Raw genomic sequence first — 13,012 nt, forward strand, 5'->3', positions numbered from 1 at the left:
CATCGCTCGACATGAGGGTTTTCATGCGGACCGCTTCTCAGGGCTCACATTGTCCTTCACTCTTCAGCATCGTCGAGCAAACGCCGTGCTTGCTTCAGATGCGGCGCATCGATCATGCGCCCGTTGAGCTGCAGTGCTCCCGTCTGGGGATGGGCTGCGAACGCATCGACAATCGCCTGGGCCTCTTCCATTTCCTGGGCCGTCGGAGTGAAGGCCTCATTGATGACCGGGATCTGTTTCGGATGGATCGCCAGCATGCCCCCATATCCGTCCCGTCTTGCGCGCCGCGCAAATGCCCTCAAGCCCTCCAGGTCCTGGAGGGCCGGATAGACCGTTTCGATGGCTTGGGCGCCGGCGGCATGCGCTCCGAACAATGTCAACGAGCGCAGCATCTCGTAGGGAGGAGTATAGCGGCCATTCTCCTCGCGAGAACTTGTCGCACCAATTGCCGCCGGCAGATCTTCCGCACCCCAGGTGAGGCCTAAAATCAGTTTCCGGACGCTACGATAGCTGCCGATCTCGAAGATCGCCGCAGGTGTCTCGGTGGCGATCGGCAGGATGGGAATACCCGGCGCCCTTGCCGCGAGCGCCTCGACGCTCGCGGCGCCTTCGGCCTTCGGCAGGATGAGCGCGTCGGGTTTCGCATCGAGAATTGCTGCGAGATCGTCGTCGACAAGGCCGCTGTCGAGCGGATTCACGCGGACGAAAAGTCTCGTCCGCCGCTCGGACGAGCGCAGAAAGGCAGCCGTCATCCTCCTTGCCTCGGGCTTTGCCTGAGGCGCCACGGCGTCCTCAAGATCTAGGATAAGTGCGTCGGCATCTAGCCCGAGCGCCTTTTCCATCCGCTCCGGCCTGTCGCCGGGCACGAAGAGCAACGAGCGCAATCTCATTGCGGCCTCCGGGTGAGGAGTGCCGAGCGAAGGCATCGGCAGACGACCTCGTCGCGCTGGTTGATCAACTCATGGCGGAAGGTCACGATGCCGGCCGTGGGGCGCGAGCGGCTTTCCTTCAGCTCGGTCACCTCCGTCTCGGCGCGCATGGTGTCGCCGATGAAAACAGGCTTGGGCATGACAAGCTTATCGTAACCGAGATTGGCGATCAGCGTGCCAAGTGTGGTGTCGCTGACGGAAAGCCCGACCATCAGGGCAAAGGTGAAAGTGCCGTTGACGATGATCTGGCCGAATTCGCTCGCCTTTGCCGCTTCGGCATCGAGATGCAGCGGTTGCGGGTTATGGGTCATGGTGGAAAAGAGGAGATTATCCGTTTCCGTCACCGTGCGGTGAATCTCGTGGATGATCCTGTCTCCGACGGTCCAGTCCTCGAAACAGCGTCCGGCCATCAGTCCTCTCCTTCGATGCGCGCCAGCAGGACACCCTCGGTAACCTGTGCGCCGGGGCTTGCCCTGAGTTCTGCAACGGTGCCGTCGAAAGGCGCGTTGAGCGCCTGCTCCATCTTCATGGCCTCAAGGATAACGAGAGGCTGTCCCCGCAAAACGCGGTCGCCTTGCCTGACCGACACCGCAATCACGGTTCCGGGCATCGGAGCGATGATCGAGCCGTCCGTCAGGTTCTGCCCGCCCCCTGCGTGATCGGCACGACGCGAGCCGAAGGGCCATGCCTCGCCGTCGATGAAGACAATGTCCTTTATGACGCTGCCGCTCCCTCGCGCCGGTTGGTCGAGGTTTACGATATAGGGCCGGCCGGCGACTTCGATATTCACCTGCCGGGATGCTTCCGCATTCATGCGAAAACCGGTGAGCGTGGTCCATGGCTCCTGCGCCACGGCGCCAAGAAGCGCGGAGGCCGCGGCTTGCAGCACCCGCTCATCCGGCTCGGTGGATGGCATGAGATCCATCAGATGGCGTTCGATGAAGCCGGTATCGATGGCACCCGAAAGGAAATCCGGGTGGTTCAGCGTTCGCGCCAGAAAGGCGGCATTGGTGTGTACTGGCCAGACCTCCACGCCCGCCGCTACGCCGGCGAGCATGCGCGCGGCCTGCTGCCTGCCAGGGGCATGGCTGATCAGCTTGGCGATCATCGGGTCGTAATGGGACGTTATCTCGTCGCCTTGCTCGACGCCGCTGTCGATGCGAACGCCTTCCGGAATGCGCAGATGCTCCAGGCAGCCGATGGAGGGCAGGAAGCCGGTTGCCGGGTTTTCGGCATAAAGCCGCACTTCCATGGCCCAGCCATCGATCGCAAGTTCCTCCTGCCTGCGCGGCACCGGCTCACCCGATGCAACACGGATCTGCCATTCCACCAGATCCTGCCCCGTAATCGCCTCTGTGACCGGATGCTCGACCTGCAGCCTCGTGTTCATTTCCATGAACCAGATGCGGTCGGCGCACAGTCCCCCGGATACATCAGCTATGAATTCGACCGTTCCGGCTCCGACATAATCCACCGCCCGCGCGACCTGGACTGCGGCGGTGCAGACGGCCTTGCGGGTCGCCTCATCCATGCCCGGCGCCGGCGCCTCCTCGACCACTTTCTGATGGCGGCGCTGCAACGAGCAGTCTCGCTCGAAGAGGTGGACGACATTACCGTGAATGTCGCCGAACACCTGAACCTCGATGTGTCGGGGTGACAGGATGTATTTTTCGATCAGCACCCGATCGTCGCCAAAGGACGCGGCAGCCTCCCTCCGGCAGCTTTCAAGACCCGTGGAAAAATCAGCAGCCGCATCGACCCGGCGCATGCCCTTGCCACCGCCCCCCGCGACCGCCTTGATCAACACCGGATAACCGATCGTGTCGGCCTCACGTCGAAGCCGATCCGGATCCTGGTCCTCTCCGAAATAGCCGGGCGTGACTGGAACATTCGCTGCAATCATTCGCTGCTTTGCTGCGTCCTTTAGGCCCATGGCACGGATGGCCGAAGGCGGCGCGCCGACCCAGATCAATCCCGTGCGAATGACAGCCTCTGCGAAATCGGCATTTTCCGAGAGAAAGCCGTAGCCGGGATGGATGGCCTGAACGCCGGTCTGACGCGCCGCTTCGAGAATTCGATTCTGCCGAAGATAGCTATCGCGCGCCGGCGCCGGACCAATGCGGACCGCGTCATCAGCCTCGCGCACGAAGGGCATCGTGGCATCGGCATCCGAGTAGGTGGCAACGGTGCGGATGCCGAGCCGGCGCGCGGTTCGGATGATCCGGCGTGCGATCTCTCCGCGATTGGCAATCAGCAGGCTCTCAATCACCTGTCACCCTCCTCACATCCGGAACAGGCCGAACTGCGCGCGCTCGGGGATCGGCGCATTCAGCGTCGCGGAAAACGCGAGGCCCAGAACATCGCGGGTCTGGACAGGATCGATCACGCCGTCGTCCCATAACCTTGCGGTCGCATAATAGGGATTTCCCTCGTCTTCGTATTTCTGTCGGATCGGAACCTTGAAGGCTTCGGCCTCCGCAGCGCTCCATCTCTCGGCGTCGCGGTGGACGGAAGCCAGAACAGATGCCGCCTGCTCACCGCCCATGACGGAGATCCGCGCATTTGGCCAGGAAAACAGAAAGCGCGGCTGATAGGCACGGCCGCACATGCCGTAGTTGCCAGCACCGAAACTGCCGCCGATCAGTACGGTGATCTTTGGAACGGATGCGGTCGCCACCGCGGTTACCAGCTTGGCGCCGTTCTTGGCGATGCCCTCCGCCTCGTATCTGCCGCCAACCATGAAGCCGGAAATATTCTGCAGAAAAAGCAGCGGAATGCTGCGCTGGCAGGCAAGCTCGATGAAATGCGCGCCTTTGAGCGCACTCTCCGAGAAAAGCACCCCGTTATTGGCGAGGATGGCGACCGGAATGCCCCATATGCGGGCGAACCCGCAGACGAGGGTCGATCCGTAGAGCTGTTTGAACTCCTGCAAATCCGAGCCGTCGACGATGCGTGCGATCACCTCCCGCACATCGTAGGGCGTGCGCACATCCTGTGGCACGACGCCATAGAGGTCCTGGGCGTCGAAGGCGGGAGGCCGTGGCGTGGTCACCTCGATATCGACGCTCTTGGGCCGGTTGAGTGTTGCCACGATATCCCGGACGATGAGCAGCGCATGTTCGTCATTCTCGGCGACATGGTCGATGACACCCGACTTGCGGCCGTGGGTTTCCGCACCGCCCAGCTCTTCGGCTGAGATCACCTCTCCCGTGGCCGCTTTCACCAGTGGCGGGCCAGCCAGGAAAATGGTGCCCTGATTGCGTACGATCACCGTCTCGTCGGACATGGCCGGCACATAGGCACCGCCCGCCGTGCAACTGCCCATGACGCAGGAAATCTGGGCAATGCCTGCCGCCGACATCTGCGCCTGATTGTAGAAGATCCGGCCGAAATGCTCGCGGTCAGGAAAGACTTCCGCCTGATGCGGAAGATTGGCGCCACCGGAATCCACCAGGTAGATGCAGGGCAAGCGGTTTTCGAAAGCGATCTCCTGCGCCCGCAAATGCTTCTTCACCGTCAACGGGAAATAGGCACCTCCCTTAACGGTCGGATCATGGGCGACGATCATGCACTCGCGGCCTGACACCCGGCCGACGCCGGCAATCATGCCTGCACCCGGCGCTTCGTCCCCATACATCCCGCCCGCGGCAAGCTGCCCGATTTCCAGAATGGGCGAGCCGGGGTCGAGCAAGCGCTGCACCCGGTCACGGGGCAAGAGCTTTCCGCGTGCGACATGACGCTCCCGGTGGCTTTCCGATCCGCCGAGCGCTGCCTTTGCCACCCTCGCCCGCAACTCTTTGGCAAGGGCGCGGTTATGAGCCTCATTAGCCTTGAAGCCGCTGGAATCGCGGTCGAGCAGCGTGCGGATCGAGGGCATCAGCCATTGCCTCCCAAGCCGATGACTTCGCGGCCGATCAGCATGCGGCGGACTTCATTGGTGCCTGCGCCGATATCGAGCAACTTGGCATCGCGCCAGAAGCGCTCCACCGGCCAATCTTTCGTGTAGCCCGCACCGCCCAGCGCCTGGATAGCCTGTTCGGCCACCCTCACCGCGCATTCGGAGGCGTAGAGGATCGCGCCAGCAGCATCCTGCCGCGTCGTTCGGCCGGCATCGCAGGCGCGCGCCACGGCATAGACATAGGCTCGTGCGGAATTCAGTGCCACGACCATGTCGGCTATCTTGGCCTGCATGAGCTGGAAGCCACCGATCGGTGAGCCGAACTGCTTTCGCTCCCGTACATAGGGCAGGACGACATCGAGACAGGCCTGCATGATCCCGAGCTGGATTCCGGACAGCACGACCCGCTCGTAGTCGAGACCCGACATCAGCACTTTCACGCCGCCATCCACCGGTCCCATCACGTTTTCACTCGGCACGAAGCAGTCATGGAACACGAGTTCTGCCGTCGGCGAGCCGCGCATGCCGACCTTGTCTATCTTCTGGCCGATGGCGAACCCGGCGAAGTCCTTCTCGATCAGGAAGGCGGTTATGCCTTTCGATCCGGCGCCGGGCGTCGTCCTGGCGTAGACGACCAGTGTTTGCGCATAGGGCGCGTTGGTGATCCAGAATTTCGTGCCATTGAGGCGGAAACCGTTGTCGGCCTTCTCTGCCCGTAGCCGCATGGAGACGACATCCGATCCCGCCTCCGTCTCGGACATGGCAAGGCTGCCGACATGTTCTCCGGAAATCAGGCCGGGAAGGTATTTCCTCTTCTGTTCAGGCGTAGCCCAGCGCGAGATCTGGTTGATGCAGAGGTTGGAATGCGCCCCGTAGGAGAGGCCGACCGAGGCCGAGGCACGACTGATTTCCTCACAGGCGACGACATGGTCGAGATAACCGAGCCCAAGTCCGCCGTCCTCTTCGGCCACCGTGATGCCGTGCAGGCCAAGCGCGCCCATTTCTGGCCAGAGTTCGACGGGAAAGCGGTCCTTGCGGTCGATCTCGTCCGCGATCGGCGCAATGCGCTCGCCGGCGAAGCGGCGTGTCGTGTCGCGGATGGAGGCCGCCATCTCGCTCAGTCCGAAATCCATTTCAATCATATGGGCCTCCTCCTCACGGAACGCCTTTCAGCCGGCTCAAATATGCAAGGCATGCCCCATCGCCTTCAGCGCCGCCTCCTGCAGAGCCTCGCTGCGTGTCGGATGCGCGTGGATCGTGCCGCCAATATCCTCCAGCCGGGCGCCCATCTCGATCGCCATCGAGAATGCGGCCGAAAGCTCCGACACGACCGACCCGACCGCCTGCAGGCCGAGCACCAGATTGGTATCGGCACGCGCGACGACCCGCACGAAACCGTCTTCGCCCTGCATCGTCATAGCCCGTCCGTTGGCCGTGAAAGGGAATTGCCCGACCTTCACTTCATAGCCCAGCGCACGCGCCTCGCGGGGCAAAAGGCCGGCGCTGACGATTTCCGGATCGGTGAAGCAGATCGACGGGATGCACCGCTTGTCCCAGGCACGCTTTCGCCCGGCAACGATCTCCGCAACCATCTCGCCCTGCGCCATGGCGCGATGCGCCAGCATCGGCTCGCCGGTGACGTCTCCGATCGCATAGACGCCGCGCATCGATGTACGGCAGCGATCGTCGATACGCAGATAGGGGCCGGACCGATCGAGATCGAGGTCTTCCAGACCCGATCCGACACTGCGCGGTCGCCGCCCGACCGCGACGAGAATTTGCTCCGCCGGAAGTTCCTGCCGCCCGCCCGATCCTTCCACGACAAGCGCATCACCCTTGTCGGAAAGCCCGACCGCCTTGGCGTTGGTGAAAACCTTGATACCGCGTTCGACGAGCCGACGTGTCACCGGCTTGACCAGATCGGCATCGTAGATGGGCAGGACCTGTTCCGTCGCTTCAACCACGGTCACCTCGGAACCCAGCTTGGCGAAGGCAGTGCCGAGTTCAAGCCCGATATAACCGCCGCCCACGACGATGAGCTTGCTCGGCAGCTCCCTGAGCGACAGGGCCTCGGTGGAAGAAATGACCCGCCCGCCGAAAGGCAGTGCGGCAAGCTCGACCGGATCGGAGCCGGTGGCGATGACCACCGTTTCGGCGCGGATGATCTGCTGGCCGGTCTCTGTTTCGACCTCAACCGTCTTGCCGTCGCGAAAACGGGCACGACCGGAGACGATCTTGACGCGCGCCTTCTGCAGCAAGCCGACGACGCCGCCGGTCAGCCGGTCGACGATCCCGTCTTTCCAGCCGATGGTGCCGGACAAGTCGATCGACGGGGCCTCGACGCGGATGCCCATGGTATTTTTGCCGTTCGCCATCTGCCGTGTGGCATCCAAAGTCTCTGCTGCATGGATCAGCGCCTTGGAAGGGATGCAGCCGACTGTCAGGCAGGTGCCGCCCGGCCGGCTCGCCTCGACGATCACCGTGTCGATGCCGAGTTGTCCTGCGCGGATGGCGCATACATAGCCGCCGGGTCCGGCACCGATGACAAGAAGCTTGCAGACGATCTCTTTCATGGCTCAACCTTCGATAAAGATCAGCGCCGGCGCCTCGATCAGCGTGCGCAACTGCTGGACGAAGGTTGCGGCGTCCCAGCCGTCGATGATGCGATGGTCGAAGCTGGAGGACAGGTTCATCATCTTGCGGGGCACGAACTGCGCGCCGTCCCAGACCGGGCGGGTGGCGATCTTGTTGACGCCGACTATCGCCACTTCCGGATGATTGATGACTGGCGTCGAGACGATGCCGCCGAGCGCGCCGAGCGAACTGATCGTGATCGTCGAGCCGGTTAGCTCATCACGCGTGGCGGTGCCTGCACGGGCTGCTTCCGCCAGCCGCATCATTTCCGTCGCGCAATCCCAGATGCTGCGTGCCTCGGCATGCCTGACGACGGGGACAGTGAGGCCCGAAGGCGTCTGCGTGGCAATGCCGATATGCACGGCGCCGAAACGGGTAAGCATGCCGGCATCGTCGTCGAATATGGCATTGACATCCGGTTGTATCGAAATCGCTTTCACCAGCGCCCGCATCAGAAAAGGCAGAAGAGTGAGTTTCGGCTGGTCAGGTTTGCGCGCGCCGTTCATCGTTGCGCGCAACTCCTCGAGCGCCGTCACATCGACCTCTTCAACGTAGGTGATATGAGGGATGCGCGAGATGGAGAGCGCCATTTTCTCGGCGATCCGGCGACGAAGGCCGATGAGCTTGATCTCTTCCTTCGAGGTCTTCTTCGCGAGGTCCTGCCGCGCCGGCTGCACCTCCATGCCCTGGGCAAGAAACTGCTCGACGTCTTCGCGCAGGATACGTCCGGCAGGACCCGTACCGCGTATCTGGCGCAGGTCCACACCGTTGTCGCGTGCCAGCAGCCGCACCGACGGTGCCGCCAGCGGTTTGTCCATCTCGGTCGCCGGACGCGGCGGAGGAGGTGATGCGGTTGAGGGCGCGGGTGACGATGATTTTTCAGGGATTTCAGCAGGTGCGGCCTGTTCGGGCTTGGGCTCTTCGGTCGTGACCGAAGCCGGCGGAGGAACGGCAGCGCCGTTGTCCTCGCCATCCGTTTCAATTCGGATCAGCGGCGACCTGACCGCGATCGTATCGCCGATCTCGCCGCCGAGCCAGACAACCGTTCCGCTGACGGGAGTAGGAATCTCCACCGTCGCCTTGTCGGTCATCACGGCCGCGACCGCCATGTCCTCCCGCACGGGGTCGCCGATCTTGACCAGCCACTCCACAATCTCTGCCTCTGCAACACCTTCGCCGACATCGGGCATCTTGATGATGAATTCACCCATGGCCTAGGCTTCCATGACATCTGTCAGCGCGCGCCCGACGCGGGCCGGGCCGGGAAAATAGTCCCATTCCTGCGCATGCGGGTAAGGCGTATCCCAGCCGGCGACGCGCATGACGGGAGCCTCGAGATGGTAGAAGCAATGTTCCTGTATCAGCGCTGCAATTTCCCCGCCGAAGCCCGAAGTGAGTGTCGCTTCATGGACGACGACGCAGCGGCCCGTCTTGGCAACCGACGTGACGATCGCATCGAGATCAAGCGGCAGGAGGCTTCTAAGATCGATTACCTCGGCATCGATGCCGGTATCGGTGGCAGCGGCCAGTGCCACATGCACCATCGTGCCATAGGCGATGACGGTGACGGCCGAGCCTTGTCGGCGCACTTCCGCCTTGCCGATCGGGATCGAATAATAGTCATCCGGCACGTCGCTCAGTTCATGCTTCGACCACGGCGTCACCGGCCGCTCGTGATGACCATCGAAGGGACCGTTGTAGAGCCGCTTGGGTTCCAGGAACATCACCGGGTCGGGGTCTTCGATCGCCGCAATCAGCAGGCCCTTGGCGTCATAGGGGTTGGAAGGCACGACCACTTTCAGGCCGCAGACATGGGTGAACAGTGCCTCCGGGCTCTGGCTGTGGGTCTGTCCGCCGAAGATGCCGCCGCCCGTCGGCATGCGCACGACGATAGGACATGTGAAATCGCCGTTGGAGCGATAGCGGATGCGGGCTGCTTCCTGTGTCAGCTGGTCATAGGCCGGGTACATGTAATCGGCGAACTGGATCTCGACACACGGTTTCAGCCCATAAGCCGCCATGCCGATCGCGGTGCCGACAATGCCGGATTCACTGATCGGCGTATCGAAACAGCGCGTCTTGCCGTATTTCGTTTGCAGTCCCTGGGTACAGCGGAAGACGCCGCCGAAATAACCGACATCCTCTCCGAACACCACGACATCGTCGTCCCGCCCCATGGCGACATCCATGGCGCTCCTGACCGCCTCGATCATCGTCATTCGGGCCATGGTCAGTATCCCGCCGTCTGCCGCTGGCGACGCAGATGCGGCGGCATTTCCGCATAGACGCCTTCGAAAATATCGCGCACGGACGGACGTCCGCCGGCGTGCATCGTGCCATGTTCCTCAGCTTCCCGCTGGGCGGCGATCACTTCATCCATGATTTCAGCCTCGGCTTGGACATGCCGCTCTTCCGACCAGAGGTCGCGCAGGATCAGGTGCTTCTTCAGCCTCAATACCGGATCGCCAAGCGGCCAGGCTTCCGATTCGGTCTTCGGTCTGTAGGCACTCGGATCATCTGATGTGGAATGCGCGCCCGCTCGATAGGTGACGTATTCAATCAAAGTCGGGCCGAGATTGCGCCGCGCCCGTTCCGCAGCCCAGCAGGCGACGGCGTGGACGGCAAGATAATCATTGCCATCGACCCGAAGTGCCGGGATGCCGAAACCGAGGCCACGGGCGGCAAAGGTGCCGGAGCCGCCGCGAGCAATGCCCTGGAATGTGGAAATGGCCCATTGATTGTTGACGACGTTGAGAACCACCGGCGCCCGATAGGTCGAGGCAAAGACGAGTGCCGAATGAAAGTCCGATTCCGCCGTCGAGCCGTCGCCTATCCAGGCTGCGGCGATGCGGCTGTCGTTCTTGATCGCCGACGCCATGGCCCAGCCGACGGCCTGAACATATTGCGTGGCGAGGTTGCCGGAAATGGTGAAGAAGCCATGCTCCTTCGACGAATACATGATCGGCAGTTGCCGCCCGCGAAGAGGGTCGTTTTCGTTCGAATAGATCTGGTTCATCATCTCGACCATCGGATATTCGTCGGCGATGAGGAGACCCGCCTGCCGATAGGTCGGAAAGTTCATGTCGCCCTTCCTGAGCGCCTTGCGGAAGGCACAGCTGACGGCCTCTTCACCAAGGTGCTGCATGTAGAAGGATGTCTTGCCCTGACGTTGCGCCATCAGCATGCGGGCATCGAAGGCACGCAACATCATCATGTTGCGCAGGCCGGTTCGCAGATCGTCATCGGACAGAAGTCCGGCCCAGGGACCAACAGCCTCCCCGTCCCGGTTCAGGACGCGGATAATCGAATAGGCGAGATCGCGAATATCCTCCGCTGCCGCGTCAATATCCGGGCGCGGCACGGCGCCGGCCCTGGCAATCCTGACATTGGAAAAGTCGGGCTGCCCACCAGGCCGCACCGCGGGCTCCGGGACGTGCAGACTCAGATGACCGGTATCCATCACTTCCTCCCGATCGACCCGCTCTTCTCCTCAAAAGCGCGTCGATCACGAAAGAATGGTATTCGTCGCGCCAATGGCAAGCCATGACCGAACCGCTCGGAATTTTCGGACAGTTTTGCCATAGCCGGATTGTTGGCGAGGCAAAGCATTCAGACGCAGGCTGCCCTAGCGAATTGCCGCCGAGGTCTCGCCTCTTCGATATGCTTCAGGGCTCACACCCATCCATTTCCGGAAGGCACGGTAAAACGCGCTCGGTTCAGAATAGCCAAGCTGCGTGGCGATCTCGCCGACGGTCTCGCGCGTGTCCTTCAGCATTCCCCGCGCAAGGTCGCGGCGTATCTCGTCCTTGATGGCGGCATAACTTTGCCCTTCGTCATGCAGCCGATGACGAAGGGTCGACGGCGAGATGCGCATATCGCCGGCAAGTGCTGAAAAGCTTGTCCAGTCGGCGGGGCCTCTTTGGGCCAGACGCCGCCGCACTGCCGCTGCCGTGCCCGCGTCATACCTGTAGCGCAGGAGAATATTTGCGGGCGCTCCCCTCAGGAATTGCCTGAGCGCCTGCTCGCTGCGAGATATCGGCAGGGCAAGCAATGCACTGTCGAAACCCAGCCGGCTGACCGGTTGCGAAAACCGAATGGGAGCGCCGAAGAACAGCCGATGATCCTCGCTCCGCGTCGGTTCGCTGCAGCGAAAATCGACGAGCCGGATGGGAATGCGCCTCCCAACGAGCCAGCAGATCAGTCCGTGCAGGATGATCCAGTAGCTGCGATAGGCGAAGGCCGATCTCGGCTCTCCTTCCTCGCTGAGCTGGACCTCCGCTATTCCGTCACGGATGACAAGACGGCCTGTCGGGTCGCCGAGGACGAGGTTGAGAAAGCGCAGTGCGCGGCGCAAGGCACGATCGAGCGTCGGGGCATGTAATACGCAATGGCACAGCAGTGTGAAGCTGCCGCGCGGCATCGGTCGAGCACCGAGACCGAAACATTCGTCATCAAGCTCTGCAGCCAGCGCCAGCCATAGCTGCCCGAAAGTACGCGCCGAAACAGGCTGCTCGACGACAGTTGGAAGACCGAGTTGCGCAAGCAGCGGTTCGACCGGCCGTCCGCTGCGACGCAGGCTGTCGAGTGCCTCTTCGACGAAGCCCGGCGCTATCATATGTCGCTCGATCTCGGCCATCATCCCAAACCAGAGTGGCAAAACTGACCGAAATAATGGATCACTTCCGTCATCGCTTGCAACAGTGAAAGCTTATAAAATTCCGTTTGCCGTTCGCGTTGAGGGACCCCACGGCAAGGAAGGTATAGCGCAATGTTCATCCGCGATGCCGCTTTCATTGTCACGGGGGGCTGTTCCGGCCTTGGAGCCGCGACGGTCCGCATGCTCGCCGAAGCGGGCGGTCGCGTCGTGATTGCCGACCTCGATGGCGACAAAGGCGAGGCTATCGCGCGCGAATTTTCCGGCAGCGTGCATTTCGTCCTGACCGACGTCACCAGCGCAGAAGATGGCAAAGCCGCTGTTGCGGCGGCAATCAATGCCTTCGGCAATCTGCGCGGATTGATAAATTGCGCCGGCATCGCACCCGCGCAGAAGGTCATCGGCCGTGAAGGTCCACACGATCTGGAGAGCTTTGCCCGAACTATCACAGTCAATCTGGTCGGTTCCTTCAACCTACTCCGCATGGCTGCCGATACGATGAAGGATAACGTGCCCGACACCGAGGGCGAGCGCGGCGTGATCATCAACACCGCTTCGATTGCAGCCTTCGACGGGCAGATCGGGCAGGCAGCCTATTCCGCCTCGAAAGGCGGAATAGCCGCGATGACGCTGCCGATCGCCCGCGAGCTGGCACGCTACGGCATTCGCGTAATGTCCATCGCACCGGGCATTTTTGAAACGCCGATGATGGCAGCGATGCCGACAGAGGTGCGAGAGTCACTCGCGAGCAGCGTGCCGTTTCCGCCGCGCCTCGGGCGGCCATCGGAGTTCGCGGCCCTGGTCCGCCATATCCTGGAAAATACGATGCTGAACGGGGAGGTCATTCGCCTCGACGGCGCAATTCGGATGGGTGTCCGCTGATCGGCGGCTGAAGGA

General features: G+C 62.3%; 11 protein-coding genes. 1 reads left to right on the forward strand and 10 read right to left on the reverse strand.

Going from position 1 to position 13,012, the window contains the following annotated elements; all coding sequences use genetic code 11:
* Positions 1–56: 56 nt before the first annotated feature.
* The 10 genes from BM216_RS03050 to BM216_RS03095 form a co-directional block, all read right to left on the reverse strand.
* Entirely contained in the window at positions 57–890 is an 834-nt protein-coding gene (locus BM216_RS03050; protein WP_092994662.1) for an HpcH/HpaI aldolase/citrate lyase family protein, read from the reverse strand.
* Complete coding sequence (locus BM216_RS03055) at positions 887–1,339, reverse strand: MaoC family dehydratase (RefSeq protein ID WP_092994665.1); 453 nt, start codon at positions 1,337–1,339, stop codon at positions 887–889. Before BM216_RS03055 ends, BM216_RS03050 begins: the two co-directional genes overlap by 4 nt.
* Complete coding sequence (locus tag BM216_RS03060) at positions 1,339–3,198, reverse strand: acetyl/propionyl/methylcrotonyl-CoA carboxylase subunit alpha (protein WP_092994668.1); 1,860 nt, start codon at positions 3,196–3,198, stop codon at positions 1,339–1,341. Before BM216_RS03060 ends, BM216_RS03055 begins: the two co-directional genes overlap by 1 nt.
* Before the next feature lie 12 nt (positions 3,199–3,210).
* Positions 3,211–4,806, reverse strand: coding sequence for a carboxyl transferase domain-containing protein (locus BM216_RS03065; protein ID WP_092994671.1), 1,596 nt, complete (start codon positions 4,804–4,806; stop codon positions 3,211–3,213).
* The gene (locus BM216_RS03070; RefSeq protein ID WP_092994673.1) at positions 4,806–5,969 is read right to left on the reverse strand and encodes an acyl-CoA dehydrogenase family protein; all 1,164 of its coding nucleotides are present in this window, start codon (positions 5,967–5,969) and stop codon (positions 4,806–4,808) included. The genes BM216_RS03065 and BM216_RS03070 overlap by 1 nt, the downstream gene beginning before the upstream one ends.
* 36 nt (positions 5,970–6,005) lie before the next feature.
* Complete coding sequence (lpdA, locus tag BM216_RS03075) at positions 6,006–7,400, reverse strand: dihydrolipoyl dehydrogenase (protein WP_092994676.1); 1,395 nt, start codon at positions 7,398–7,400, stop codon at positions 6,006–6,008.
* Positions 7,401–7,403: 3 nt separating this feature from the next.
* The gene (locus BM216_RS03080) at positions 7,404–8,672 is read right to left on the reverse strand and encodes a dihydrolipoamide acetyltransferase family protein (protein ID WP_092994679.1); all 1,269 of its coding nucleotides are present in this window, start codon (positions 8,670–8,672) and stop codon (positions 7,404–7,406) included.
* 3 nt (positions 8,673–8,675) lie between these two features.
* A complete protein-coding gene (locus BM216_RS03085) occupies positions 8,676–9,689 on the reverse strand; it encodes an alpha-ketoacid dehydrogenase subunit beta (protein WP_092994682.1) in 1,014 nt (337 codons plus the stop codon).
* Positions 9,690–9,691: 2 nt separating this feature from the next.
* On the reverse strand, positions 9,692–10,924 hold the full coding sequence (locus BM216_RS03090) for a 3-methyl-2-oxobutanoate dehydrogenase (2-methylpropanoyl-transferring) subunit alpha (protein WP_177230694.1): 1,233 nt from the start codon (positions 10,922–10,924) through the stop codon (positions 9,692–9,694).
* 162 nt (positions 10,925–11,086) lie between these two features.
* On the reverse strand, positions 11,087–12,097 hold the full coding sequence (locus BM216_RS03095) for an AraC family transcriptional regulator (protein ID WP_092995117.1): 1,011 nt from the start codon (positions 12,095–12,097) through the stop codon (positions 11,087–11,089).
* A gap of 132 nt (positions 12,098–12,229) precedes the next feature.
* On the opposite strand from BM216_RS03095, the gene BM216_RS03100 reads away from it, so the two are divergent.
* Positions 12,230–12,997, forward strand: a complete 768-nt coding sequence (locus BM216_RS03100; protein ID WP_092994688.1) for a 3-hydroxyacyl-CoA dehydrogenase — start codon at positions 12,230–12,232, stop codon at positions 12,995–12,997.
* Positions 12,998–13,012: the final 15 nt, after the last annotated feature.

Source organism: Rhizobium sp. NFR07, assembly GCF_900111905.1.
GTDB lineage: Bacteria > Pseudomonadota > Alphaproteobacteria > Rhizobiales > Rhizobiaceae > Neorhizobium.